Annotated in this window: 23 protein-coding genes; 14 read left to right on the top strand and 9 right to left on the bottom strand. The window is 65.7% G+C overall.

What is annotated here, in order from left to right; all coding sequences use genetic code 11:
- Positions 1-366: 366 nt before the first annotated feature.
- The 6 genes from GON09_RS19525 to GON09_RS19550 all read left to right on the top strand — a co-directional run bounded on the left by GON09_RS19525 (position 367) and on the right by GON09_RS19550 (position 6,454).
- Positions 367-1,260 carry a cyclase family protein gene (locus GON09_RS19525; protein ID WP_213933257.1) on the top strand — a complete coding sequence of 298 codons (894 nt, stop codon included), beginning with the start codon at positions 367-369 and terminating at the stop codon, positions 1,258-1,260.
- A gap of 33 nt (positions 1,261-1,293) precedes the next feature.
- Positions 1,294-1,761, top strand: coding sequence for a VOC family protein (locus tag GON09_RS19530; RefSeq protein WP_213933258.1), 468 nt, complete (start codon positions 1,294-1,296; stop codon positions 1,759-1,761).
- Positions 1,762-1,877: 116 nt separating this feature from the next.
- Positions 1,878-3,719 carry a flavin-containing monooxygenase gene (locus tag GON09_RS19535; protein ID WP_213933259.1) on the top strand — a complete coding sequence of 614 codons (1,842 nt, stop codon included), beginning with the start codon at positions 1,878-1,880 and terminating at the stop codon, positions 3,717-3,719.
- 92 nt (positions 3,720-3,811) lie between these two features.
- Complete coding sequence (locus tag GON09_RS19540) at positions 3,812-4,606, top strand: hypothetical protein (protein ID WP_213933260.1); 795 nt, start codon at positions 3,812-3,814, stop codon at positions 4,604-4,606.
- The gene (locus GON09_RS19545; protein ID WP_307854413.1) at positions 4,603-5,544 is read left to right on the top strand and encodes an NAD-dependent epimerase/dehydratase family protein; all 942 of its coding nucleotides are present in this window, start codon (positions 4,603-4,605) and stop codon (positions 5,542-5,544) included. Before GON09_RS19540 ends, GON09_RS19545 begins: the two co-directional genes overlap by 4 nt.
- 34 nt (positions 5,545-5,578) lie before the next feature.
- The gene (locus tag GON09_RS19550) at positions 5,579-6,454 is read left to right on the top strand and encodes an alpha/beta hydrolase fold domain-containing protein (protein WP_213933261.1); all 876 of its coding nucleotides are present in this window, start codon (positions 5,579-5,581) and stop codon (positions 6,452-6,454) included.
- A gap of 109 nt (positions 6,455-6,563) precedes the next feature.
- On the opposite strand, the gene GON09_RS19555 is transcribed toward GON09_RS19550, so the two are convergent.
- The 5 genes from GON09_RS19555 to GON09_RS19575 form a co-directional block, all read right to left on the bottom strand.
- Positions 6,564-7,226: a TetR/AcrR family transcriptional regulator gene (locus GON09_RS19555; protein WP_213933262.1), complete on the bottom strand. Its 663-nt coding sequence runs from the start codon at positions 7,224-7,226 to the stop codon at positions 6,564-6,566.
- A 78-nt stretch (positions 7,227-7,304) separates the two neighbouring features.
- Positions 7,305-8,453, bottom strand: a complete 1,149-nt coding sequence (locus GON09_RS19560) for an acyl-CoA dehydrogenase family protein (protein WP_213933263.1) — start codon at positions 8,451-8,453, stop codon at positions 7,305-7,307.
- A complete protein-coding gene (locus GON09_RS19565) occupies positions 8,450-10,120 on the bottom strand; it encodes a class I adenylate-forming enzyme family protein (RefSeq protein ID WP_213933264.1) in 1,671 nt (556 codons plus the stop codon). The genes GON09_RS19560 and GON09_RS19565 overlap by 4 nt, the downstream gene beginning before the upstream one ends.
- A 26-nt stretch (positions 10,121-10,146) precedes the next feature.
- Positions 10,147-10,878 carry an SDR family NAD(P)-dependent oxidoreductase gene (locus tag GON09_RS19570; protein ID WP_213933265.1) on the bottom strand — a complete coding sequence of 244 codons (732 nt, stop codon included), beginning with the start codon at positions 10,876-10,878 and terminating at the stop codon, positions 10,147-10,149.
- Between the two features lie 32 nt (positions 10,879-10,910).
- Positions 10,911-11,705: an enoyl-CoA hydratase-related protein gene (locus GON09_RS19575; protein WP_213933266.1), complete on the bottom strand. Its 795-nt coding sequence runs from the start codon at positions 11,703-11,705 to the stop codon at positions 10,911-10,913.
- Positions 11,706-12,004: 299 nt separating this feature from the next.
- Between GON09_RS19575 and GON09_RS19580 the strand changes: the two genes are divergently transcribed.
- Positions 12,005-12,790 carry a PASTA domain-containing protein gene (locus GON09_RS19580; RefSeq protein WP_213933267.1) on the top strand — a complete coding sequence of 262 codons (786 nt, stop codon included), beginning with the start codon at positions 12,005-12,007 and terminating at the stop codon, positions 12,788-12,790.
- On the opposite strand, the gene GON09_RS19585 is transcribed toward GON09_RS19580, so the two are convergent.
- Positions 12,787-13,974: an NAD(P)/FAD-dependent oxidoreductase gene (locus GON09_RS19585; protein ID WP_213933268.1), complete on the bottom strand. Its 1,188-nt coding sequence runs from the start codon at positions 13,972-13,974 to the stop codon at positions 12,787-12,789. The genes GON09_RS19580 and GON09_RS19585 overlap by 4 nt on opposite strands.
- 101 nt (positions 13,975-14,075) lie before the next feature.
- Complete coding sequence (locus GON09_RS19590) at positions 14,076-14,993, bottom strand: RNA polymerase sigma-70 factor (RefSeq protein WP_213933269.1); 918 nt, start codon at positions 14,991-14,993, stop codon at positions 14,076-14,078.
- A 1,091-nt stretch (positions 14,994-16,084) separates the two neighbouring features.
- Here GON09_RS19590 and GON09_RS19595 point away from each other — a divergent pair.
- A complete protein-coding gene (locus GON09_RS19595) occupies positions 16,085-16,699 on the top strand; it encodes a YdcF family protein (protein WP_307854517.1) in 615 nt (204 codons plus the stop codon).
- Between the two features lie 12 nt (positions 16,700-16,711).
- On the opposite strand, the gene GON09_RS19600 is transcribed toward GON09_RS19595, so the two are convergent.
- Both GON09_RS19600 and GON09_RS28890 read right to left on the bottom strand, forming a co-directional pair.
- On the bottom strand, positions 16,712-17,224 hold the full coding sequence (locus GON09_RS19600) for a DinB family protein (protein ID WP_213933270.1): 513 nt from the start codon (positions 17,222-17,224) through the stop codon (positions 16,712-16,714).
- Between the two features lie 138 nt (positions 17,225-17,362).
- On the bottom strand, positions 17,363-17,797 hold the full coding sequence (locus tag GON09_RS28890; RefSeq protein ID WP_213933271.1) for an amphi-Trp domain-containing protein: 435 nt from the start codon (positions 17,795-17,797) through the stop codon (positions 17,363-17,365).
- A 272-nt stretch (positions 17,798-18,069) separates the two neighbouring features.
- Between GON09_RS28890 and GON09_RS19610 the strand changes: the two genes are divergently transcribed.
- From GON09_RS19610 to GON09_RS19635, 6 genes are all read left to right on the top strand, one after another.
- A complete protein-coding gene (locus GON09_RS19610; protein WP_244866812.1) occupies positions 18,070-19,725 on the top strand; it encodes an acyclic terpene utilization AtuA family protein in 1,656 nt (551 codons plus the stop codon).
- Positions 19,722-21,320, top strand: a complete 1,599-nt coding sequence (locus GON09_RS19615) for an acyl-CoA carboxylase subunit beta (protein WP_213933272.1) — start codon at positions 19,722-19,724, stop codon at positions 21,318-21,320. The genes GON09_RS19610 and GON09_RS19615 overlap by 4 nt, the downstream gene beginning before the upstream one ends.
- 7 nt (positions 21,321-21,327) lie before the next feature.
- Entirely contained in the window at positions 21,328-23,340 is a 2,013-nt protein-coding gene (locus GON09_RS19620) for an acetyl/propionyl/methylcrotonyl-CoA carboxylase subunit alpha (protein ID WP_213933273.1), read from the top strand.
- A complete protein-coding gene (locus GON09_RS19625) occupies positions 23,337-24,497 on the top strand; it encodes an acyl-CoA dehydrogenase family protein (RefSeq protein WP_213933274.1) in 1,161 nt (386 codons plus the stop codon). Before GON09_RS19620 ends, GON09_RS19625 begins: the two co-directional genes overlap by 4 nt.
- Positions 24,498-24,525: 28 nt before the next feature.
- Positions 24,526-25,305, top strand: a complete 780-nt coding sequence (locus GON09_RS19630; RefSeq protein ID WP_213933275.1) for an enoyl-CoA hydratase family protein — start codon at positions 24,526-24,528, stop codon at positions 25,303-25,305.
- 138 nt (positions 25,306-25,443) lie between these two features.
- Positions 25,444-26,619, top strand: a complete 1,176-nt coding sequence (locus GON09_RS19635) for a zinc-dependent alcohol dehydrogenase (protein ID WP_213933276.1) — start codon at positions 25,444-25,446, stop codon at positions 26,617-26,619.
- The last annotated feature ends 49 nt before the right edge of the window (positions 26,620-26,668 follow it).

The raw sequence follows: 26,668 nt of genomic DNA on the forward strand, positions 1-26,668 counted from the left end.
GGGTTGACGCCGGTGGCCGGAGGGATCGGTGCCGGGTGTCCCGGCGCGCTCACGTCGACGTGCGATTGTCAATGGGAAATTCGGTTCCGCGAAACGGGCGGTGTCCTGAATGGGTACCCGCCGTCGCGATTTCGTGAGTGCTGTCGCGTGGACGGCCGACATTCTCCGGATCGGATCGAGTGCGGACGAAAATCCGGCGGAGTTGTTGACGCGGACGTAGCCGATGGCTACAGTGAGTCCGGTCACAAGTCGTACGGGTGGATGTCGTCGTTCACGAAGCCGATTCGCTCGTCGTTTGGCATGTCCCGAAAACGACCGACAACCACCCCCGCACCTCGTTACCGAGGACCTGATGTTGAGGAGTCGATGTTGAGCACGCGTAAGTCGAACTGGGGCCGTTGGGGCGAAGCGGACGAGCTGGGCGCCCTCAACCACCTCACGCCGGAGCGGGTCCTCGCCGCCCTCCGCCTGCCCAAAACGGGCAAGACCTACAGCCTCAGCATTCCGATCCAGCGATCGGGCGTGCCGAACCTCGAATACCGTGGCATCCCGCAGCGTCTCACCCTCACCAACCACCAGGACGAGGCGATGGCTCTCGCCAACGGTGGTGTCCCCGGCGTCGGTGCCAACGAGGACCAGCTCGTCATGCCGTCGCACACCTCGACGCACATGGACGCACTGTGTCATGTGTACTCCGAGAACAAGATCTATAACGGCTTCCCCGCCGACCAGGTCACTCCGTACTCGGGTGCAGCCAAGTGCAGCATCGACAAGGTCGGTGGCATCGCCGGCCGCGGCGTCCTCATCGACGTCGCCGCCTCGAAGGGTGTCGATCTGCTCGAGCCCGGCTACGTCATCACCGTCGCCGACGTGCAGAAGGCACTGGACGACCAGGGTGTCGAACTGCAGACCGGCGACCTGGTGCTCATCCGCACCGGATGGCTCGAGGACTACCTGGCCAACCAGGGCGAGCTGATGCCGCAGCCGGGCATCGGCCTCGAAGCTGCCGCCTTCCTCGCCGAGAAGGATGTCGCGCTGGTCGGCTCCGACAACGCCGCGATCGAGCCGATCCCGTTCGACCAGAACGTCTACCTCGGCGGACACATCATCCTGCTCGTCGAGCACGGCATCTATCTGGTCGAGAACATGAACCTCGCAGAGCTCGCCGCCGACCGGTGCTACGAGTTCCTGCTGACCATCGGCGCGCTGAAGATCACCGGCGGCACGGCGAGCCCGGTCACCCCCGTCGCCGTCGGCTGACCGAACCTCCCCTCACACGAACAGGACCCCCGGATGACTGCGAACACCGAAGCTGCCGTACACACGTACCGCACCTCCCACGTCGGACTGTGTGTCTCCGATCTCGCCAAGAGTCTTCGCTTCTACTGCGACGGACTGGGTTTCACCAAGATCATGGAATACGACCTCGACGAGCAGATCCCCGAGGTGGATGCACCGTGCAGCCTCACCTCGACTTTCCTGGAAAAGGACGGCATGCGCATCGAACTGCTGTCCTACCGGCAGCCCGGCGTGATCGGCACCCCGCCCACCCGCCGTAACCACCTGGGTATGACCCACCTGTCGTTCTTCGCCGACGACATCGACGCCGCAGCCGACGCGCTGTGCGAATACGGCGGCACCCTGGTGCCGGAGACCCGGGTCGGTCTGGGCGATCCGACCGCGCCGCAGTTCGTGTTCGTCGCCGACCCCGACGGCAACCGCGTCGAGCTCATGTACATCCCTGCCGGCACCCCCTGGTGACCGGACCTGCGCCGGATCACGGCTTCCCCTCGATACATCGCTGAATGCGGCACCGCCGACGAACCCCTCCGTCGCCGGACCGCACATTCCGACGCAGTGACGACCAAAGGACTTTCATGACCGCCCCCGACATCACACGCGATCCACATCTCTGGGAACCCCGGCGCAAGGTCGACGACCTCGAATGGTTCCGTAAGAAGTACGCCGAAGAGCGCGACAAGCGCCTACCGCTCACCGGCGCGGACAAGGTCCAGGCCATCGATTTCGAAGGCAAGTTCGCTTCCTACGACGCCGACCCCTACGTCGACGGACCGCGCACCACGGCTCCTGAGACCGCCGAGCTCGACATGCTCGTCATCGGCGCCGGATTCATGGGTATCAGCACCGCCATCGAGCTGAAGAAGATCGGCGTCACGAACTTCAAGATCCTCGATGTCGCAGGTGATTTCGGTGGTGCCTGGTACTGGAACCGCTATCCGGGCGTGCGCTGCGACGTCGAGTCGTACATCTACCTGCCGTACCTCGAGGAGACCGGCTACGTCCCCACCGAGCGGTACACCCGCGGCAGCGAGATCTTCGCCTACACGAAGTCCCTCTGCACGCAGTTCGGTCTTTACGAGCACGCCCTGTTCCAGACCCGGGTCACCGAGATGGAATGGGACGAGGACACCGCGCGGTGGACGGTCCGCACCGACGGTGGCGACGAATTCCGCGCTCGCTTCGTCTCCACCCAGAGCGGCCTGTTCAGCCGCCCCCAGTTGCCCCGCATCCCCGGCATCGAGACCTTCGCCGGCCACAGCTTCCACACCAGCCGCTGGGACTACGAGTACACCGGCGGCGACATCACCGGAAACCTCACCGGGCTCCGCGACAAGCGCGTGGCCATCATCGGCACCGGCGCCACCGGCATCCAGGCCATCCCGCACCTGGCCGAGCATGCCGGGTCGCTGGTCGTCTTCCAGCGCACGCCCACTCAGATCGCACCCCGCGAGAACGCACCGACCGATGTCGAATGGTTCAAGTCCCTGCCGGCGGGGTGGCAGAAGGAGCGTCGTGTCTCCTTCGACAAGTGCGCGATGGACCGCGCCACCGCCGACTGCGACGTCGACGACGGCTGGATCAAGTTCGCGAAGTACCAGATGCGCAAGATCTACGAGGCCGGCGGTGCGGAACCGACCCTCGAGCAGTACATGGACGCGATGGAGCGCTCGGACTACGAGTGGAACGAGATGCTCCGCGACCGGGTCGACGCCATCGTCAAGGATCCGGCCAAGGCCGAGAAACTGAAGACCTACTACCGCACCATGTGCAAGCGACCCGGCTTCAGCGACGACTTCCTTCCGGTCTTCAACAAGGAGTCGGTCGACATCGTCGACACTGCCGAGACCCCGATCGACCGGATCACCGAGAAGGGGATCGTCGTCGGCGACCGCGAGTACGAGGTCGACCTCATCATCTACGCGACAGGTTTCCAGCAGGCCCGCGCCTGGACCGACAAGGCCGGTTACGACGCGCTCGGCCGCAACGGCAACCGGCTGTCGAAGAAGTTCGCCGACGGTGTCAGCACCTACCACGGCTTCCTGAGCAAGGATTTCCCGAACCTGTTCTTCTTGGGCTTCACCCAGTCCACCCAGGTCTCGAACATCTCCAACCTCATCGACAATCAGGCGCGGCACATGGTCTACATGGTCGGGAAGTGCCTGAAGGAGGACATCCGGGCCATCGAGCCGACCACCGAGGCCGAGGACGGCTGGAACGCGACCATCGCCGAACACGCGGAGATGCGCCGGGACTGGAACGCGACCTGCACCCCTGGCCAGTACAACAACGAAGGCCGCCTCGACGACAAGCGCAGCACCCTGGTCGGTGGCCTGTACGGCCCCGGCTACGAGTACTTCGAGCTGCTCCTGAAGTGGCGTGAGGACGACACCTTCGACGGCATTGCCGCGACTCGCTGAACCGGCGGCGTACCGACAGGAATTCTCGCGGGCCGCGGGCAGCCGACCTTCCGGCTGCCCGCGGGTCCGGTTCACGAAAGTAGGAGAGAGTAATGACGTTGACTCCGGTGCGACTCGGCTACGCACTGTTCACCATGGTGGATCCGTCGCGCGGCCACGAGGTCGAGTACAACCGGTGGTACGAACGCGATCACCGCTACTCGGGCTGCATGGTGGGTCCGGGCTGGTTCACCGGCAGCCGTTGGGTCGCCACGAAGACTCTGAAGGACCTGCGCTTCCCGGAGACCGGACCGGTCGCGACGAAGACCGAGGATGGTTCGTACCTCGCGATCTACTGGGTACACGAGCCCGATGCGGAAGTCGCAGACGCGTGGGCGCAGAAGCAGGTCGGCGAACTGTACGCCGCCGGCCGCGGCTTCGCCGAGCGTGAGCACGTCCACACCGGCCAGTACCTGCCGGACTCGACCGTCTCTGCGCAGGAGGACGGCGTCCCCCTCGAACTCGCACACGATCACCATTACGGCGGTCTTGTCACCGTGATGATCGAACCAGCAGAGGGCGTCGACCGCGCCACCGCTATCGACATGATCGACAACGGACCAGCCAAGACCCTGGCCGGCAAGGGCGCCGTCGATCTGATCAGCAGCTGGCGAATGAAGCCCTGGCCCTCCGACCACAATGTGCCGATGAAGATGGGCAACGACGGCGGAACCACCGACCGCATCCTTCAGATGTTGTTTCTCGAAGACGAGCCGACCGCGAGCTGGCAGCACATCGTCGACTACGCAACGGATATCGAGAAGTCGGGTGCGGGCAAGGTCACCTTCGCGTCGCCGTTCATCCCGACTGTGGTCGGTACGGACAAGTACACCGACGAATTGTGGTGAGACCTGTGTTGAGCGGTGAGAAGATCCTGGTGACCGGGGTGACCGGTCAGATCGCGTTCCCGATCGCAAGGACGCTGGCGGCCGAGAACGAGGTGTGGGGACTGGCGCGGTACAGCCGCCCCGACGACCGGCAGCGGGTGTACGAGGCGGGAATCGTCCCGGTCACCTGCGATCTCGGCAACGGCGACTTCGACGGTGTACCGGCGGATTTCACGTACGTCGTGCATCTGGCGGCGAGCCTGGCTCCGGGATGGGATTACGACGCCGCAATTCGCGCCAACGCGGAAGGCACCGGACTTCTCCTGCAACACTGCCGGTCCGCCAAGGGTGCACTCGTGATGTCGACCCATTCGGTCTATCGCCCGCAGGACGACCCGATGTACGTGTTCACCGAGCAGTCACCGCTGGGGGAGTGCAACAGCACCCACACCCCGACCTACTCGATGTCGAAGATCAGCCAGGAGGCCACCGCGCGGTTCGCTGCGCGCGCCTTCGGCGTTCCGGTGACGATCGCTCGGATGAACGCCTCGTACGGTCCCAACGGGGGACTGCCGGCCATGCACGTCGACGCCATCGCCGACGGCCGGCCGATCACCACCCGCTGGGATCCGTGCATGTACAGCCCGATCTACGAGGACGACATCAACACCCAGGTCGGTGCCCTGCTCGAGGCGGCCTCCACACCTGCTCTCATCGTCAACTGGGGTGGCGACGAACCGGTGAGCGTGCAGGAGTGGGCGGTCTACGCCGGCGAGTTGATGGGGGTCGAGCCCGTCGTCGACGTGGCTCCCATCGAGGGAACGCTGCGCGGATCCATCGCGGACACCGCGCTGCGTGCCTCCATCACCGGGCCGTGCACGGTGGATTGGCGTGAAGGCATCCGTCGGACGGTTGCCGCTCGTCATCCGGGCAAGCTCGTCGAGACCGTCCGCTCGTGAGCATCCTTTCGTAGAACACCATTTGGGAGACGACATGCCGACGACAGTGCACGAGTCGCTGCCTGCCGAACGGGCCGGTAGGCCGGCGGGTCCGGAACTGCTGGACCGCCGCGCGATGTTCGCCGCGACCGAGATCGACCCCGCGCTGGGGGTCACCGCGGGCGATGCGGAATTCGCGGGTGTACCGTGCCGGACCGTCCGGGCCGGCGACCGGGCCACCATCCTCTATCTGCACGGCGGCGGATACCGGATGGGCAGCCCGGAGGCATACAACGCCTACGCGGCGAAGATCGCGGCGGGCGCCGAGGCCACGGTCGTCCTGCCGCGGTACCGGCTCGCGCCGGAGAACCCGTTCCCGGCCGGGCTGCGCGACGCCGTCGCTGTCTACGAGGTGCTCGCCTCCGCGGCGGAGGGACCGATCGTTCTTGCCGGCGACTCGGCGGGCGCCGGTCTCGCCGCTGCGGTGATCGTCGCGGCGAAGGCGGGCGGTCTGCGCACTCCCGACGGCTTGATGCTGCTGTCGCCGTGGCTCGACCTGCACTGCTCGTCGCCGTTCTACGAGACCGCACCCGACGTCTTCTTCCCGCTGGCGACGGCGGAGTCGGCGCGCAAGGCCTACCTGCAGGGCGTCCCTGCAAGTGACCCGCTTGCGTCGCCGTTGCTGGCCGATCACACCGGATTCCCGGCCACCCTGATCCAGGTCGGCGGCAACGAGGCGTTGGTCGGTGATGCACTCGGGTTGGCCGGATCACTCGCGAAGGCGAATGTCACCTGCACGCTGGAAGTGGTTGCACAGCAGGGACACACGTGGCCGTTGATCCAGCCTGAGCACAGCGTCTCCGTCGCATCGATCGAGTCGTGCGCCCGGTTCGTCAGGGCGCGTACAGACGAATTCGAACCAGCCCGCTGACTCGCCTTTGCCGACCCCCGACAGCGGAGCGCGAAATGGTCATCGGAGCGCACAATAACGCGCACCTATGACCACTTCGCGCTCCGCTGCCCTCGGTCGAGGGTGATGGTTACCGGAGGAAGTGCGCGTAGTCCGCGCGTCGCTCCGCCTTCAGTGTCGTGTTGAGCACCAGCCGGGTCTGGAGTCGGATGTAGTCGTCGAGGGTGTAGATGGACCCGAAGTGCCAGTGCTTGAGCGCCCACCCGTGGGCGAGCAACAGGATGTCGAACACCATCAGGTCGACGTCGATGGGCTCCATGATTCCGGCGGCGATACCGTCATCGAGGGCGGAGCGCAGCGGCGCCGACGTCTCGACCTCCAGTTCCTTGATCCGGGCGCGACCGTCGGCGTCGAGCGTGCGGCTCTCCCGGTAGGTGAGGACGGTGGCGTCGAGGTTCTCGTCGACGATCTCGATGTAGCGGCGGATGCCGGCGGCGAGCCGTTCGACCGGGTCGTCGCCGGCGGCCTCCATCGCAGGTTCGAGCTGGTCACGGAAGGTGTCGAGGATCGAGACGATGGTGGCGAGGAGGATCTCCTCCTTGCCGCCGAAGTACTTGTAGATCAATCCGACACTGACCCCGGCCTCGTCGGCCAGCGCCTGCATCGACATCTGGTGGAAACCGGTGCGCTGCATGACCTGCACGGCGGCGTCGAGCACTTGCTTGCGGCGAGAGCTGGTACGAACTGCCCGCACGGCCTCTTCCACGGGAAGTGCATCGTGGTCGGTGGTCATAAGGGCTCCTCGTCGCGTTTCGGTCCGATTCACAGTACCGAGTGTTCAGCGGTGTGAATCGTGCAGCTCGGACGGTCGTCAGATCCCGAGATCTTTCGCGACGATCGTCTTCATGATCTCGGTGGTTCCGCCGTAGATCGTCTGGATGCGGGCGTCGACGAAAGCGCGTGCGACGCCGTATTCGCGCATGTAGCCGTAGCCGCCGTGCAGTTGCAGGCAGCGATCGGCGACACGCACCTGCAGTTCGGTGGTCCACCACTTCAGTCGCGCGGCACGGGCGGCGGTGAGCTGCCCGGCCACGTGTTCGGCGATGCAGTCGTCGAGATAGGTACGGGCGAGGTCGAGCTCGGTGGCCAGTTCGGCGAGCACGAACTGGGTGTTCTGGAAGCTCGACACCGGCTTCCCGAAGGCCTTCCGCTCGCGGACGTAGTCGAGGGTCTGCGCGAGGACGCCCTCGGCGGCTGCGACCGCGCCGATGGACAGCGACAACCGTTCCTGCGGGAGGTTGTGCACGAGCTGGTAGAAGCCGCGACCTTCGTCGCCGAGCCGGTTCGCGACCGGCACCCGCATGTCGGTGAACATCAGCTCGCTGGTGTCCTGGGCATGCAGACCGATCTTCTCGAGATTACGTCCGCGGGAGAAGCCGGGGGTGTCGGCCTCGACGACCAGCAGCGTCAGACCCTTGTGCGGGTCGTCGGAGGTGCGGGTCGCGACGACGAACAGGTCGCCGTTCTGACCGTTGGAGATGAACGTCTTGGCTCCGTTGACGACGTAGTGGTCGCCGTCGCGCACCGCGGAGGTGCGGATGCCGGTGAGGTCGCTGCCGGTGCCCGGCTCGGTCATGGCGATGCCCAGCACGGTTTCGCCGCTGACGACGCCGGGCAGCCACCGTGCCTTCTGTTCGTCCGTGGTCATGTCGGTCAAGTACGGCAGCACCACGTCGTTCTGCAGGGAGAACGCGATGCCGGCGGCGGCGTTGCCTGCGCGGTTGACCTCGTTGATGAGGATGGCGTTGTAGCGGAAGTCGTCGACGCCGGGACCGCCGTACTTCTCGTCGACGGAGAAGGCGAGCAGTCCGAGTTTTCCGGCTTCGGTGAACATCGACCGGTCGAGGCAGCTCGCGTGCTCCCAGTCTTCGTGCACGGGAGTGATCTTGTTGCGGACGAAGTCGCGAGCGACCTCCCGGAACTGCCGGTGCTCGGTCTCGTATTCGAGGCGTGCGTTCATCGGGTGATCCTCGAGTCGGTGGGGGTGGTGAACAATCCTGCGGCGACCTCGTCGGCTGCCGTTCGGGTTGCCTTGTAGTGCAGTTTCTTTCCCGTGGCCGAAACCGGCAGCGACTCGACGAACCGATACGCCCGCGGTCGCTTGAAGGTGGACAGCATCGGGTGTTCGCGACAGTGCGCGTCGAGGACGTCGGCCGTGACATCGGAACTGCCGGCGACGATGTATGCGACGACGATGCGTCCCCACTGGTCGTCGGGCACGCCGACGACGAGGCAGTCGGACACACCCGGATGCGAGTTGAGCGCTTCCTCGACCTGCACCGGATGGACGTTCTCACCACCGCAGACGAGCATGTCGTCCTTGCGTCCGACGATCGTGACGAACTCTTCGGCGTCCCATGTGGCGAGGTCGCCGATGTGCAGCCATCCGTTGTTGAACTTGGCCTTCTCCTGGTCGGGCGAGTCGAAGTAGGCGTTCGAACCCTTGGGGGAGCGGACGATCACCTCTCCGACCTCTTCGCCGTCCTTGGCGACGACGTCGTCGTGGTGGGCGAGCCGGTCCTCGTAGATGTGGACCACGCGCACGTCGTCGTCGGTGCAGGCCCGACCTGCGGTGCCGGCATGCTCGGGCAGATCGGCGGGGCGCAGGAAGGTGTTCCAGAACCCTTCGGTGCTGCCGTAGCCGTTGAAGATCCGCGGGTTGAGAACCTGCTGGTAGCGCAGTGCCGCTTCACGTTCGAGCGGCGCACCCATCGTGACGATGCCGCGCAGCGACGACAGGTCGCGCGGACGGGCCTCCTGCGCGGCCGCGAGCATCGCAAGATTGGTGGGTGCTCCGATGAGGAAGGTGAGGCCGTGCTCGGCGACGAGGTCGAGGACGCGGTCGGCATCGAAGGTGCGCAGCGGCACCACTTCTCCGCCGATGTAGAAGACCGGGTTGGGTCCTCCGGAGTACAGGCCGCCGCGGTGGAACCACGGCGTCATGTTGAGCGTCTTGTCCTCGGGACTGAGCGGGAAATGCATGATGACGTCGTGCGCGCTGAAGATCTCGATCATGCTGTTGAGCGGCACGCCTTTCGGCATACCGGTGGTGCCGGAGGTGTACAGGCGAGTGGTTTCGTCCCACACCGTCCGGTGCAACGGGGGCAGAGCAACCCGATCGGCCGCGAGGTGGCGGTAGCGGATGAGGGTGGCGCCGGATGTGGTGACGGGTTCGCCGTCACCCACCGCGACGATCACCTCAGGAGTGTGAGCGGCACGTTCCAGTGCTTCCTGCACCATCGGGGTGAGTTCGGTGTCGTAGACGAACACCTTCGGGGCGCTCTTGTCGAGGACGAACGCGGTCTCGCCGGCTGCGAGCCGGAAGTTGATCGGCGAACCCACGGCACCGACGGCCTGCGTGGCGAGATACAGCTCGGCGAACTCGATGCCGTTGAACAGCTGGTAGGCGACGACGTCTCCAGCTTGTACCCCGACGTCGGCGAGGCCGGTGGCGATCCGGTCGACACGCTCGCCGAGTTCGGCGTATGTCAATTGGATTCCGGTCTCGGGATCGGTGATGGCAACGCGGTTCCCGTACCGTCCCAGGTTGCGCCGGAAGCCGTTGAGATACGTGAAGTCGTTCTCGAAGTACTCCCGGTAGGCCCGGGCGTTGTACGACGCGCTCATGATTCGATCTCCCCTGACGATGTCGGTCAGCCGGCCATGGTGAGGCCGCCGCTGACGCTGATCACCTGGCCCGTGATGAACGATGCGGATTCGGATGCGAAGAACAGGACGGGTGCGGCGACCTCGTCGGGACGCGCGAGTCGCCGAAACGGGATGGCCTTGATGAGCGCGGCTTTGAGCTTCTCGTCCTGTGCCTGGAACAGCGGCGTGTCGGTGGGGCCGGGGCACACACAATTCACATTGATGCTGTGCCGGGCCATCTCGCGAGCGAGCGATTTGGTGAGGGCGATGACGCCACCCTTTGCGCCCGCATAGATGGATTCGCCGGAACTGCCGACCCGACCGGCATCGCTGGCGAGGTTGATCACGCGACCGCCGTTGCCTGCCTCGATGATGCCGGGCAGAAAGGCGCTGCAGATGTGAACCGGGCCGAGATAGTTGATCGCGACGACCTTCTGGGCGAACTCCGGTGTGGCGTTGAGGAACTGATCGGTGCGGTCCCAGCCGGCGGCGTTGACGATCACGGTGGGCACGCCCACCTCGGCATGGGTGCGGTCGCGGAGTTCGTCGACCTGGGCGCGGTCGGCGATGTCGACCGGCAACGCGGTGATCAGCTCGGGGCTCTCCTTGGCGGTGGCTTCGGCGGCTGCGAGGTCGAGATCGGCGGCGACGACACGATCACCCTGCGCGGCGAAAGCGAGAGCGATGGCCTTGCCGATTCCGGAACCGGCGCCGGTGACCAGTGCGATGTTGCTCATGGGAGGTCCTTACGGGGTCTGGGGAACTGGGGTCAGGCCTTGACGTACTTCGCGAAGTCGGCGGGTCGCTTCTCCGCGAACGCCTTGGCTCCTTCGAGTCCCTCCTCAGACTTGCCGAACAGGTCGAGGGCCGACATCGCGAGATTGCTCAGGCCGGCCTGGTGGTCGGTGTCGGCATTGAACGACTGCTTGAGGAACTTGATCGCGGTGGGGCTCTTCTCGGCGATCTCGGCAACGACTGCCTTCGCCTCGTCGAGCAATTTGTCCTGCGGGACAACCCAGTTCACCAATCCCCAGCGTTCGGCGGTGGCAGCGTCGTACTGGCGGCACAGGTACCAGATTTCTCGCGCACGCTTCTCCCCGACGACGCGGGCGAGGAAGGCGGAGCCGAATCCGGCGTCGAACGAGCCGACCTTGGGTCCGGCCTGGCCGAACCGGGCGTTCTCCGACGCGATCGAGAGGTCGCACAGCACGTGGAGAACGTGTCCGCCGCCGACGGCGACACCGTTGACGGCTGCGATGACCGGCTTGGGGATGTCGCGGATGAGCTTGTGGAGGTAGCCGATCTCGAACATGCCACTCTCGGTGGGGCCGTAGTCGCCGGTCTCGGCGCGCTGTTTGACGTCGCCGCCGGTGCAGAAGGCCTTCTCGCCGGCGCCGGTGAGAATGATCGCCGCGACCCGGCTGTCGGCCCAGGCCGATCGGAACGCCTTGATCAGTTCCTCGACGGTCTTGCCGCGGAAGGCGTTGTAGCGCTCGGGCCGGTTGATCGTGATGATCCCGGCTGCGCCGTCGATCTCGTACGTGATGTCTTCGAAGTCGGTCATGGGGATCCCCTTTATCGCTGCAGGTAGAACCTTGATCGAACGGTCATTCCCGGTGAGTGAATGACTATTCATTTATCTTGAAGATACATTCACCTATTGCATGTGTCAACCGTCACACCGCCACTTTCACGATTCGAGTGGTTCTGGCCCCGGATTCCGGGGTCGAATCCACCTGAATCGAGATCCGTGCGTCGTAACGACGCGGGGTGACGCTCCGACACCAATCGAGGAAGGCGCTCCGCGCGTGTGCGGTCCAGAAGATGGCGGCGCACAGGGTCTGGTCGGGTCGAAGGAGAAGCATGAAGTTCGTTGTCCCCTACCTGCGCGTCGTAGCGGGGATGTTCGCCGCCATCACGCTGTGGCTGGCGATCGTAGAAGTACTCAACGGCAACGTGGCCGACGCGCTCCTGTTCCTGGCATTCGCGGCCGGCCTCGGATACCCCGCGATCGGCAAGCCCCTGCGCGACCGCCGCAAGCGGATCAAGGCCGAACAGGACGCAATCGCCGCACGCGCCGAAGCGGGCCACCGCGCATTCCTGGCGGGGGACGTGCGTGCCGCGATGGCGCCGCCGCCCGAGCCGCCGAAGCCTCCGAGGGTCCGCCGCGGGGTGCTCATCGCCGCTGCCGTTGCCGGGCTGTTCGTCTTCATGGGCATCGTCAACGACATCTCGGACGGGCTGGACTCGCCCACGAAGGACGACGCGAGCACCACCCCGCAACCCACTCCTCGTGCCGCTGCACCGACGACCACCACGCCATCCACGACGTCGGCTGCCACTACGGCGCGGACCGTCGCTCCGGAGACCGCTCCCGCAACGAGGATTTCCACCACGCAGGTCGCTGCTGTGGCGCCCGTTGCCGTGATGCCGAACGTCGTATGCATGAATCTCCAAGCAGCACAGGACATCATCCAGGCTGCGGGAGTGTTCTATTCCACGAGCGTCGACGCGACCGGCCAGGGGCGCGCGCAGGTATGGGACAGGAACTGGGTCGTCGTCGACCAGACTCCTTCGGTGGGAGCATCGATCGGTGAAGGCGACCCAGTGCTGTCCGTGTTGAAAGAAGACGAATTCAGCGGGTGCTAGGTCATCGGCTGCTCCGTGCGGGAGAGCTGTTCGGTGGTGGCGGTGTTCGACGGATGACGGCCACCCCTCGGGAATCCCACCGCTCCCGGACGTAGGGCTTCGACCCGCAGGCCCGCCATCGCGGCCTTCAACCCGAGATCCTTGATCGTCGAGGCGATCCGGCCGGAATAGGCCCGTTCCTTCGGGGTGTCGTCCCGCTCGTGAAACTGGACGACGCCGACGCGTCGGCCCAGGCTCACACCGACGCCGTTGAACCCGAAATCGAGGTTCGCGGGTTCGTCACCGGCGATACGACTGAGCACGGTATCGGCCGCAGCCAGGCCCGTCGGCAGTGCGGACTGACACGCCATCCGCAGCGGCTCTCCCGATGGTGCCGCGCAGTCGCCGGCGGCGATCACGCGGTCGTCGTCGATGCTGGTCAGCGTTTCATCGGTGAGGATGCGGCCGAGTTCATCCGTCCTGAAGCCGCTCGACCGGGCCAATTCGGGTACGCCGAATCCGGCGGTCCACACGGTGATCGCGCTCTCGAGCACAGTGCCGTCGTCGAGTGCGAAACCGTCCGGTCCGACCCGGGTGACGCGCACATGTTCGATCACATCGACCTGCAGGTCCGCGAGTCGCTCGTAAATTGCGGCACGGGCCTTCTCGGACAGCATCGGACCGATGACACCGCTGCACACGAGACGCACGCGACGTCCCTGTTCGGCCAGCTCGCCCGCTGTTTCGAGTCCGGTGAGCCCGGCGCCGACGACCGTGACGACGGAATCGTCGTCGAGTCCGGCCAGTGCGAATTTCAGGCGCTCGGCGTGCTCGAATTCGGCTACTGGGAACGCGAATTCCTCGACACCGGGAACGGTGGACCGTCTCGTGGCGGTACTTCCGACGGCGTAGACGAGATAGTCGTAGTCGAGCGTTTCGCCGGATGCGAGCTGGACGGTGTGCGTGCCTGGTTCGATGCGGGTTGCGGTATCGACCAGAAGGTCGACTCCTTTCGCCAGAAGTTTGCGGTAGTCGCCGGCCGCATGGTGGTTGCCGACGGCGAACTGGTGCAGCCGGGTTCGCTGGACGAAGTGCGGCCGGGGGTTGACGATGGTGACCGCAGCCTTCCTGCTCATACGGTTGGCGGCGACCGTTCCGGCGTATCCACCGCCGATGACGACGACGCGGGGGCGTGTGTTGGACATGGCTTCTCCGATCCGTTCGTTGGCTCTGTCGAGAGCCCTCGTCATTCAGGACCGGACAGCTACGTCGTTTGTGACATGCCGCGGCGAACAACCGGTGACTTTCAGGGTCGTTGCAGGTCGCGGAGTTGTCGGGCAAGGGTGCGTACTTCTGCGACTCGTCCCAGGTGGGCGAGTTTGTCCGGGTTGACCATGACTCGTACGGTGCCGATCTTTCCGTCGACCACGTCGAACGTCATGACCTGCACGAGCGCGCCGCTCGCGTCCCGTGCGATCACACCGGGTTGCCGATTGACGTCGTGCGGTTCGAGCACCATACCGAGCCGCGCCATAGGCGATATGTACGAGGCGAGCAACCGCATGACCTTCTCGTTGCCGACCACAATCTTTCGTATCGCGGGCGCCTTGCCGCCCCCGTCGGCGACGAGTTGGACGTCGGCGGCCAGCAGGTCGCGCAGACCGTCGACGTCACCGTCTTGGAAGGCCGTGAGGAAACGAGCGGTGAGCTGTTCGTGTGCCTGCGGATCGGTGTCGAACCGCGCCGAACCCTGATCGACGTGCCGTCGTGCCCGCACGGCGAGTTGTCGGCACGCTGCTTCGGAGCGGTCGACGATCTCGGCGATCTCCGAGAAACCGAATCCGAACGCCTCGCGTAACACGAATACGGCCCGTTCGAGGGGGCTGAGTCGTTCGAGCAGCACGAGCGCTGCTGTCGAGATCGACTCCCGCAGTTCGGCCGAGCGTGCCGGATCGTCGTACGGCTCCTCGAGTATCGGTTCCGGCAGCCACTCGCCCACATATCGTTCGCGCCGCGCCCGCGCCGATTCGAGCATGTTGATCGATACCCGGATGACGATGGTGGACAGGAACGCTCTGGCCGAATCTGGTTCGACGCCGGAGGTTTCGTATCGCACCCAGGTCTCCTGGACCGCGTCCTCGGCTTCGGTCACGCTCCCGAGGATGCGGTAGGCGATGGCGGACAACAGCGGACGCAGGTTCTCGAACTCTTCGACGCCGGTCACGTCGGCCCCTCCCGTAGACCCGTGCTTCGATCACAGCACTCGACCCGGGGTTCGCGCAACGAGGATGAAGTCGATCGGGAACGAAGCGGGCGCCCTGCGGGCGGCTGATCTCGACCGATCGGAGACCCTTCGGGTCCCTGAGCTGTCGTCCCCTTCCCCAAGGCTGCCCGGTCGCCATGCCCCGATAGACCGTCTCGGCCAGCACGGATAGCCCCACGTCGCGGAGGACGTGCGGCTCGTACTGGACCCGGTCGTTCGTGTCGACCCGCACGATCGGGTGCTCCACCACCAGCTGTGGAGACGAGGGATACTGGTGCCCAGTCGGTTTCGAGACAGGGAACGGCCCCGGCTCGCAGCGTCGGCGCGCTGACGTCGGACTGTGGGAGACGAGCGACGAGCTGCACCGACGCGCCTCGGCTACCGGAATGGCCCTCGTGCGCGACGATGCAGGTGAAACGCCTCGAGCCCTCCGATCACGGTCGGATCGGAGGGCCGGAAAGTCAGAACGTCAGGTGTGGACCCGGGGGAGCGGGTGTGCGGCGGCCGGCGCGGAAGAATGCGCTCGCGGCTCGTTGCTGGAATACGCCTCTCGAGGGCGTGTGGATAGACTCCACCTTACGGTGCATGACAGTCCCTATCTGTCTTGTGCCCAGACCCCGGTCCGGTGTTGGCGCACCTGCCGGGGTCGACCTGTTCTCAGGTTGGTGCAGGGATGGTCGCACGAGTGTGCGAAGTCGTCAACTCGAACACATGTTTTGCTCGTGCATACTCCTGGGATGCCGATCGAATCGCCGAGATCGCGGCCGACGATGGGGTGATGGTGTCGGAAGCCGGCACGGAATCGGGTCGGCGATCTCGACCGCACCCGAACGCGGGATGCGTCCGAATAGCGAGCCTTGCAACGATTGTCGTCGTTGTTCATGGATAGACCGGTGGTGCGGATGTAAAGCCGATTGTCAGACGTCATCGATCCGGCGGCGGGATGCGGTGAGACTTCCTTGCGTCGGGCCAGGTCTCCCACAAGCGTGCGTCGAGATGGCACAGTGCGGCACGGCCGACATCCGAGAAGAAGGGGGACTCGCATGGGAGCTGTGCGACGGACGATGGTGGCGACGGCAGTCGCGGCCACAGCTGCAGTAGGCGTATCGACAGGGCAGGCAGCGGCGACTCCAGCAGTCGACACTGTGGTGAACGGCGTACTGTCCATCACCCCGCTGTGCCAGGGAACCATCGACGCACTCATTGTCGTGTGCACCGAGCTCGAGAAGCTGACGCCGCACTTTCCGCTGATGCTCGACGTGAATCCGAGGGGTACGCATCTCGTCGTGCTCGGGGCCGGGCTCACCGAGGACGGCAAGATCAGACCGGTGCTCGAAGAACGTCTCGAAGCGGCTCTCCGTGCGGCGCATCGCTATCCGGAATCGCCGATCGTCGTCACCGGTGGCGTACCGCGCAATGGCGTCACCGAAGCGCGGGCGATGAAGGACTGGCTTGTGGCACGAGGGATTCCGCCGGAACGCATCACCGAGGAATCGGAATCCAGTTCCACCGTCGAGAATGCACGCTTCACCAACGATGTCCTGCTCGAACGGCGAGCAACAGGAGCTGTGCTCGTGACGAACCGCGATCACCTCGAGCGCGCGATGATCAACTTCCGGCAGGCGGTCGACGCACGCATTCCCGTCGCGGGCATTGTTGCAGCATGAGCGCCGTAAGTGTCAGCTCGATGTGTTCGCCTTCCGCGTGAGCGTCTGACTGATCTCCGAAACGTTCTTCGCCAGTTCGAAGTTGACCCACCCGGCCACTTCCCACAGGGGCGTGGGTTCGGGCATGAGGCCGATAATCGTCTTCTCGATGTCGGCCGTTTCGAGAAGGGCGACCCATTCGGTGTGAACAGTCCGGATGCGGTCGGTCGAGCCGGACCAGTCGTACGCGTCCGGCCCGACCGCAGTTCCTCCAGTGCAGACCGCGACGGTGTTCGTCCACCACCACTCGATATGCCAGAGCAGCCACGCGATCGTCGGCTCAGGAAGGACGTCGGCCGTCTCGTCCGGCCAGTCGGCGACGAGACGGCCGTCGGCACGTCGAACGCCTACGCAGTTCGGCGAGGGCTCCCAGTGCACAGCTGCCTCGTCGATCCGCGGCAGCACGTGTTGTTCTGTAAAGAGCCAGACCAGGTCGAGTTGTCTCAGCAGTGCGCGCGTAGCGAGGGCGGGGTCGTCCGAAGTCATGTGTGAATGATCGGAGGATACCGACGCCAGAGCAAACAGGTTCGCGAAAGAGCCGATCAGTTCTGGAGCGACGGGATGGGCACAGGGGTGATTCCTGCGGATCGCATCGAAGTCCGCGGTGGAGAAGTTACGGGTGGATCAGTCGGTGGTCCTCTTGCGTGGCCGGCCACGCCGCGCCGCCTTCTTGATCGGGGCTTTCGGTCGCGGAGCGGTTTGCGGCGGTTCGTCCTCCTCTTCTTCGTCTTCGTCTTCGTCTCGAACCGCCTCCTCGCCCTGGCCCTCGTCCCTCTCCTCGTCCTCCTCTTCGTCCGCCTCCTCATCCGAGTCCTCTTTCGAACTCTCGGAAGGGGAGTCGCTCCAACTGAATTCGATCTCGATCTCGACTTCGTCTCCGTCTACCTCGATCTCGAGTTCCCATCGGAGCCGGTCGGGGACGTCGACCGAAATCGAGCCTCCGTCCGAGTCCAGGTCCACTTCGGATCCCGTCGCCAAGGCGCGTCCGAGCGCAATCAGTCGCTCGGATACCTGTTTGCGGGAGAGTTGAGATTTCTGCTTGATTTCCAGCTTCGGCACGTCGACTCCTGACCTCGGTGCAGTATCCATCTACGGTATCTGCCGCGATGTGGGTAGGTGTCGTGAACGAGGGTGTCTCGTGCGCCATGTGCCGAGCAAAACAATCACCATTGCTTGCTCCGAGAGCGGTGACATGTGACGCTGATCATATGGTGGAGTCGTCCGAGCTTCCCGACGATCTGTGCGCCGGAGGCGATGCCCTCGACGATCGCGTGAACAATCCCGTGCGTATCGGCAACTGCTCCGGCTTCTACGGCGATCGTCTGTCGGCGATGCGCGAGATGCTCGACGGCGGTGAGCTGGACTATGTGACCGGCGACTACCTCGCCGAGCTGACGATGCTCATCCTCGGTCGTGACCGTCTGAAGGATCCGGGTCTCGGCTACGCCAAGACGTTCCTGCGGCAGGCCGAGGATTGCATGGGGCTCGCCCTCGACAAAGGGGTGCGGATCGTCGCGAACGCCGGTGGTCTCAATCCCGCCGGTCTGGCCGCGGCACTGCGTGCGGTTGCGGATCGGCTCGGTCTGTCACCGCGCATCGCCCACGTCGAAGGCGACGATCTCCTCGCTCGCATCGACGAGTTCGGTTTCGCCGCCGACCCGCGCCCGCTCACCGCCAACGCATATCTCGGTGCGTGGGGCATCGCTCGGTGTCTCGAGGCCGGAGCCGACATCGTCGTGACCGGGCGCGTCACCGACGCTTCCGTGATCGTCGGTCCCGCCGCCGCCCACTTCGGCTGGGCGCACGACAACTTCGATGCACTCGCCGGTGCGGTCGTCGCCGGGCACGTCATCGAATGCGGCACCCAGGCGACCGGCGGAAATTACGCGTTCTTCACCGAACTCGACGATCTCGTCCGCCCCGGATTCCCCATCGCCGAGATCGAGGCCGATGGAGCGGCCACGATCACCAAGCACCCGGGCACCGAAGGAGCCGTGACCGTCGGCACTGTGACCGCGCAACTGCTGTACGAGGTAGCGGGCGGACGGTACGCGAACCCCGATGTCACCGCGCGCATCGACACCGCCCGGCTGAGCCTGCACACACCCGATCGTGTCCGTATCACCGGGGTGAAAGGCGAACCGCCCCCACCGACGCTGAAGGTGTGCCTCAACGCGCTCGCCGGGTTCTACAACGAGGTCGTCTTCGTTCTGACCGGATTGGACATCGACGCGAAGGCGCACTTGGTGCGATCGCAGATGGAATCGAACCTGTCGAGACGACCTGCCGAACTCGAGTGGACCCTCGCTCGCACCGACCATGCGGATGCCGACTCAGAGGAAACTGCGAGTGCGCTGCTGCGATGCACTGCACGCGATCCCGATCCCCACGTCGTCGGACGCGCATTCACCTCCACGGCGATCGAATTCGCCCTCGCCGGATATCCCGGTTTCTTCGTGACCGCCCCGCCCGGCCCGGGCGCAGCCTACGGTGTCTACACGGCCGAGTATGTCGAGGCGGCACGAGTGCCGCACGTGGCGGTGTTGCCCGACGGCACCCGTCTCGACATCCCTGCCGCGGACCACATCCGTGTCCTCGAGCCGCTGCCCGACCCGAGTGTGCCCGCGCCGCTGCCACCCGGACCGACTCGCCGAGTTCCACTCGGCACGCTCGCAGGTGCCCGCAGCGGCGACAAGGGCGGTGATGCCAACATCGGCGTGTGGGTTCGATCCGATGACGAATGGCGTTGGCTCGCACATTGTCTCACTGTCGAAGCTGTGAAGGATTTACTCCCCGAGATCGAGTCCCTGTCCGTGACGCGGCATCTGCTCCCGAACCTGAGGGCCGTGAACTTCGTGATCGAGGGCATCCTCGGCCGTGGCGTCGCTTCCCGCGCTCGCTTCGACCCGCAGGCCAAGGGTCTCGGCGAATGGTTGCGAGCCCGATACATCGACATTCCCACCGTCCTGCTGGAGAAGCACACGTGAGCACATTGATCTCGACCCTCGATCCCGGCTCCACCGAATACGGCGCGGCTGCCGAGACGATGCGTGCTCGCCTGGCCGAACTCGACATCGAACACAGCAAGGCCCTCGCCGGCGGGGGAGAGAAGTACGTCCGGCGACACCACGACCGAGGCAAGTTGCTTGCGCGGGAGCGGATCGAACTGCTCCTCGACCCCGACTCGCCGTTCCTCGAGCTGTCACCGCTCGCGGCCTGGGGCACCGACTTTCCCGTCGGTGGCAGCGTCGTCACGGGTATCGGCGTGGTCGAGGGCGTCGAATGTGTCGTCGTGGCCACCGACCCCACCGTGCGCGGCGGGACCAGTAATCCGTGGACGCTCCGCAAGACATTGCGTGCCGACGACATCGCCCTGCAGAACCGGATGCCACTGATCTCCCTCGTTGAATCCGGCGGCGCGGATCTGCCCACCCAGAAGGAGGTGTTCATCCCCGGCGGTCGGCTCTTCCGTGATCTGACCCGGTTGTCGGCGGGAGGTATCCCCACCATCGCGCTGGTGTTCGGCAATTCGACCGCCGGGGGCGCGTACATCCCCGGTATGTCCGATCACGTGGTGATGATCGAGAAACGGTCGAAAGTGTTCCTCGCCGGTCCGCCACTGGTGAAGATGGCCACCGGTGAGGAATCCGATGACGAGTCACTCGGCGGTGCCGAGATGCACGCGCGTATCTCGGGTCTGGCCGATCATTTCGCCGTCGACGAACAGGACGCGGTGCGCATCGGGCGCAGTATCGTGCGGCGTCTCAACCACCGCAAGGCCGGTCCGGCGCCCCGGACCGAGGTACGCGAACCCCGGTACGACTCCGAAGAGCTGCTCGGGATCGTCCCCGAGGACCTTCGGCAGCCCTTCGATCCACGAGAAGTCATCGCCCGCATCGTCGACGATTCCGACTTCGACGAGTTCAAACCGCTCTATGGGTCGTCGCTCGCGACCGGTTGGGCACAGGTGCACGGCTATCCGATCGGGATTCTCGCCAACGCGCGTGGCGTGCTGTTCAACGAGGAATCGCAGAAAGCAGCGCAGTTCATCCAACTCGCCAACCGTGCAGACACCCCACTGCTGTTCCTGCACAACACCACCGGGTACATGGTGGGTCGGGAGTACGAGGAACGCGGCATGATCAAACATGGGGCGATGATGATCAACGCGGTTGCCAACTCGACGGTGCCGCACATCTCCGTTCTCCTCGGTGCGTCCTACGGTGCCGGTCACTACGGCATGTGCGGACGTGCCTTCGAGCCGCGTTTCCTGTTCGCGTGGCCCAGCGCCAAATCCGCAGTCATGGGCGGTGCCCAACTGGCCGGGGTCATTTCCCTCGTCGGGCGCGCGGCCGCGCAGGCGCGTGGCCAGGCCTTCGACGAAGCCGCCGACGAAGCGATGCGCGCGGCCGTGGAGAACCAGATCGAAGCCGAATCACTTCCGATGTTCCTGTCCGGTCGTCTCTACGACGACGGCATCATCGACCCCCGCGATACCCGCACCGTGCTGGGACTGTGTCTGTCGGCTGTTGCCACCGCCCCGATCAGCGGCGCCGAATCCTTCGGCGTCTTCCGGATGTGAGGTTCCCGTGACCGAATCGATCATCACCACGGTGCTCGTGGCGAATCGCGGGGAGATCGCCCGTCGCGTGTTCGCCTCGTGCCGTCGGGCCGGACTCGGCGCGATTGCCGTGTTCTCCGACGCCGACGCGAACAGTCCACACGTCAGCGACGCCGATGCCGCCGTGCGACTGCCGGGCGTCACTCCCGCCGAGACCTACCTCGACGGGAAGAAGATCGTCGCTGCTGCGCTGGCGGCGGGTGCCGACGCGGTTCATCCGGGTTACGGATTCTTGTCCGAGAACGCCGGATTCGCACGTGCGGTGCTCGAGGCGGGGTTGATCTGGATCGGACCGCGCCCGGAGTCGATCGAACGGATGGGCTCGAAGGTCGAAGCCAAGAAGATCATGGCCGACGCCGGTGTCCCCGTTCTCGCCGAACTCGACCCCGCCGACATCACCGACGCCGATCTGCCGGTGCTCGTCAAGGCCTCCGCAGGTGGCGGAGGGCGTGGAATGCGGGTGGTGCGCACGCTCGCCGACCTGCCGGGGCAACTCGACGCGGCCCGCCGGGAGGCGGCGTCGGCGTTCGGGGACCCGGCGGTCTTCTGCGAGCGTTACCTCGAGAACGGACGACATGTCGAGGTCCAGGTCCTCGCGGACCGGCACGGCACGGTGTGGGCGGTGGGCGAACGTGAATGCTCGATCCAACGACGCCACCAGAAGGTGATCGAGGAAGCGCCCTCGCCGCTCGTCGATGCGATCGAGGGGATGCGCGGGCGCCTGTTCGATGCCGCTCACCGCGCCGCGCAGGCCATCGGTTACGAGGGCGCCGGCACCGTCGAGTTCCTCGCGGAGGGCTCCGGGCAGTTCCACTTCCTGGAGATGAACACGCGCCTGCAGGTCGAACATCCCGTCACCGAATGCACGACCGGGCTCGATCTCGTCGACCACCAGTTCCGCATCGCCGATGGTGACCGTCTCGATCCCGCACCACCACCGGTGCACGGTCATTCCGTGGAGGTGAGGCTCTACGCCGAGGACCCGGCCCGGGACTGGCGACCGCAGTCCGGCACCCTGCACCGTTTCGCGCTGCCGCAGGAGGCACGTGAGTTCGACGTGCTCCGGCAGACCGGTGTGCGCGTCGATTCCGGTGTCGTCGCGGGAACGGAGGTGGGGGTCCACTACGACGCGATGCTCGCCAAGGTCATCTCCTACGCGCCGACCCGCGACCGTGCGGTGCGTCTGCTGGCGTCGACATTGGCACGCACCGAGATCCACGGCATCGTCACGAACCGCGATCTCCTCGTCGCGGTGCTGAGACATCCCGCCTTCCGTGCGGGAGAGACCGACACCGCCTTCTTCGACACCCACGGACTCGCGGAACTGTCGGCCCCGCTCGCCTCCGCGCACGCGGAAGCGGTGTCCGCGATCGCAGCCGCTCTGGCGGAGTCGGCCGACAACCGCGCTGCTGCCACGGTGAATACCGGCCTGCCCTCGGGGTGGCGGAATCTGTCCTCACAGCTGCAGCTCAAACGATTCACAGGCGTTCACGGCGACCACGAGGTGCGCTACCGGATCACGCGCGACGGTGCACACGTCGACGGCCGTGACGACCTCCGTGTCGTCGGGTTCGCACCGGATCGGGTGGCCCTCGACATCGAGGGCGTCCGCCGGCATTTCGGGGTGGCGCGGTACGGCGACGCGGTGCACGTCGACTCGTCGCTCGGACCGGTGCGTCTGATCGCTGTACCGCGCTTCGTCGACCCCACCGCGCGGATCGCCGCCGGATCTCTGCTCGCGCCCATGCCGGGATCGGTGATCCGGCTCGGCGCTGCCGTCGGCGATGCGGTGGAAGCCGGCCATCCGCTCGTGTGGCTCGACGCGATGAAGATGGAGCACACCGTCACCGCACCCACCGCCGGCACCCTCACGACGCTCGCGGTCGACGTCGGAGATCAGGTCGCCATCGGCGCCGTCCTCGCCGTCGTCACGCCGCACCACGATGCCGCACCACTGGAGAGCATGGAAGGCAGAGCATGAGCATCATCGAATCGGACGAACGCACCCTATTGAGGGACTCGGTGTCCGCCCTGGCGACGCGCTACGGCTATGTCGACTACGTTCTGCCGAAGGCTCGCCGGAACGAGCCGCTCACCGAACTGTGGAGCGCGGCCGCGGACGCCGGATTCCTCGGTGTGAACATCCCCGAGGAGTACGGCGGTGGGGGCGCGGGCATCTACGAACTGGCCCTCGTCCAGGAGGAACTCGCCGCACAGGGATGCGGATTGCTGCTCGTCGTCGTATCCCCGGCGATCTGCGGCACGATCATCGCCAAGTACGGCACGGATGCGCAGAAGCAGCAGTGGCTGCCCGGGCTCGCCGCGGGCACGAAGATCATGGCCTTCGCCATCACCGAACCCGGCGCGGGATCGAACTCGCACAACATCACCACCCTCGCGCGGCGTGACGGCGACGACTGGATTCTGACCGGCAGCAAGGTGTACATCTCCGGAGTCGACCAGGCCGACGCAGTTCTCGTCGTCGCCCGCACCGAGGACGCCCGTAGCGGGAAACTGCGACCCGCGCTGTTCATCGTCCCCGTGGACGCGCGCGGCTTCGCCAAGACCCCGATGGACATGGACATCATCGAGCCCGATCGCCAGTTCACGCTGTTCCTCGACGAGGTGCGTGTGCCCTCCGATGCGCTCGTCGGGGACCCCGATGCCGCGCTGATGCAACTGTTCGCCGGGCTGAATCCCGAACGCATCCTCGGTGCTGCGATGGCCGTGGGCATGGGACGGTACGCACTGTCCGCCGCCACCCGGTACGCCCGTGAGCGCACCGTGTGGAAGGAACCGATCGGAACCCACCAAGGCATCGCGCATCCACTCGCGCAACGCAAGATCGAGCTCGAGCTCGCCAAACTGATGATGCAGAAGGCCGCGGTGCTCTACGACAGCGGCGACGACCTCGGTGCCGCCGAAGCTGCGAACATGGCCAAGTACGCCGCGGCGGAAGCCGCCATCGCCAGTCTCGATCAGGCGATCCAGACCCACGGCGGAGCCGGGCTCACCAACGAGTACGGCCTGGCCGCGATGCTGGGTGCCGCACGCATCGCCCGGGTGGCCCCCGTCAGTCGCGAGATGATCCTCAACTTCGTCGCACAACACTCGCTCGGTCTGCCCCGGTCGTACTGACGACCGCCACAACATCGGAGGAGTGGTCATGACCGAACCGAATCCTGTGGTGGTGCGCTACGCCGTCGACCACGGTGCCGTGACACTGACCCTCGACTCACCACACAACCGCAACGCCTTGTCCGTCCCGTTGCTGACACAACTGAGCCGCGGACTCGACAATGCAGCCGCCGACCCCGATGTCCGCGCGGTCGTCCTCACCCACACCGGTGGAACCTTCTGTGCTGGAGCAGATCTGAGTGGGTCCTCCGGATCTGCGCAGGAGACGGCTGCCGCCCGCACCCGCGACATGACCGCGTTGCTCCGGCAGATTCTGGAACTACCCAAACCGGTCCTCGCTCGCATCGACGGGCACGTCCGCGCCGGCGGTATGGGTCTGATCGGGGCCTGCGATATCGTCGTCGCCGGCCCCGGATCGACGTTCGCGCTCACCGAGGCACGGCTCGGTCTGGCCGCCTCGATCATCTCCTTGACCGTGCTTCCGCGATTGTCCTCGCGCGCGGCCGCACGGTACTTCTTGACCGGCGAGCGGTTCGGTCCGGAGGTGGCGTGCTCCGAGGGGCTCGTCACCGTTTCGACGGGGGATACCGGAGCTGCCATCGCGGATCTGCTCGCGGAGATCCGTGCATGCTCACCGCAGGGCCTGGCCGAATCGAAACGTCTCGTCACAGAGCGGATCCTCACGGATTTCGATCGTTACGGAGACGACCTGGCAGCGCGTTCGGCCCGGATGTTCGGTTCCGAGGAGGCGATGGAAGGGATGACGGCGTTCCTGCAGAAGCGGTCCCCGTGGTGGGCCGACCGGTGACAGCGCATCACGCAAGAAGCCTAGGAACGTTGACAACCGCGGTGGTGTCGACGTCCGTTTCGGCTCATAGCGCCGTGGGAACCCAGCGGATCAGCACGCTGTCGTTCCTGTGGAGCGGCAGCCCTGTGAAGGAGGACGATGAAAGCTCTGACATGGCAGGGGAAACGCTCGGTGAGCGTGGAGAATGTGCCGGACCCGCAGATTCAGGAACCCACCGACGCGATCGTGCGGATCACCTCGAGCGCCATCTGCGGCTCGGATCTGCACCTGTACGAAGTGCTCACTCCGTTCATGGACAGGGGCGACATCATCGGCCACGAGCCGATGGGCATCGTGGAAGAGGTCGGATCGTCCGTCACCCATATCAAGGCAGGGGACCGGGTGGTGATCCCCTTCAACGTCTCCTGCGGCCACTGCTTGATGTGCACCCAGGGCCTGCAGTCCCAATGCGAGATCACCCAGGTGCGCGAGTACAACAACAATGCCCAGTTCCTCGGGTACTCCCGCCTGTACGGCTCGGTGCCCGGCGGGCAGGCCGAGTACCTGCGCGTGCCGCACGCGGACTACGGGCCGATCAAGGTCCCGCACGCCGGGGAGGACGAACGCTATCTCTACCTGTCGGACGTGCTGCCGACCGCCTGGCAGGCGGTGCAGTACGCCGCGCCACCGGAAGGTGGATCCTTGGCGGTACTGGGCCTTGGCCCGGTCGGGCAGATGTCCGCCCGCATCGGCCGCCACCTCGGCTACGAGGTGTTCGCGGTGGACCCGGTCCCCGAACGCCGGGCCATGGCCGAACGCCACGGCATCCACGCCTTGGACTCCACCGGTGAGGTCGCGGAGCAACTGAAGGACCTCACCGGCGGTCGCGGCCCGAATTCCGTGGTCGACGCGGTCGGGATGGAAGCCCACGGTTCCCCGGTGGCCTGGGCCACCCACCAGGTGGTCGGAGCGCTACCGTCCCGTCTGGGACGCATGGCGATGGAAGCGGCCGGGGTGGATCGGCTCGATGCGCTCTACACCGCCATCGATGCGGTGCGGCGGGGCGGGACGATCTCGATCAGCGGCGTCTACGGCGGCATGAAGGACCCCTTGCCGATGATGACGATGTTCGACAAGCAACTTCAGTTGCGTATGGGGCAGTGCAATGTGCGCCGATGGACCGAGGACTTGCTGCCACTGGTCGACGACCCCTCGGATCCGCTGGGCGTGCTCGACCTGAAGACGCATACGGCTCCCCTCGAGGAGGCGCCGGCGATGTACGAGAAGTTCCAGAAGAAGGAAGACGGCTGCATCAAGGTGGTCCTCAAGCCGTAGTCCGCTTTGCGGGGCGACTCGGCCCTCTACGGCAACGGCCTGCAACCTG

The sequence above is a fragment of the Rhodococcus sp. B50 genome, assembly GCF_013602415.1.
GTDB lineage: Bacteria > Actinomycetota > Actinomycetes > Mycobacteriales > Mycobacteriaceae > Rhodococcus.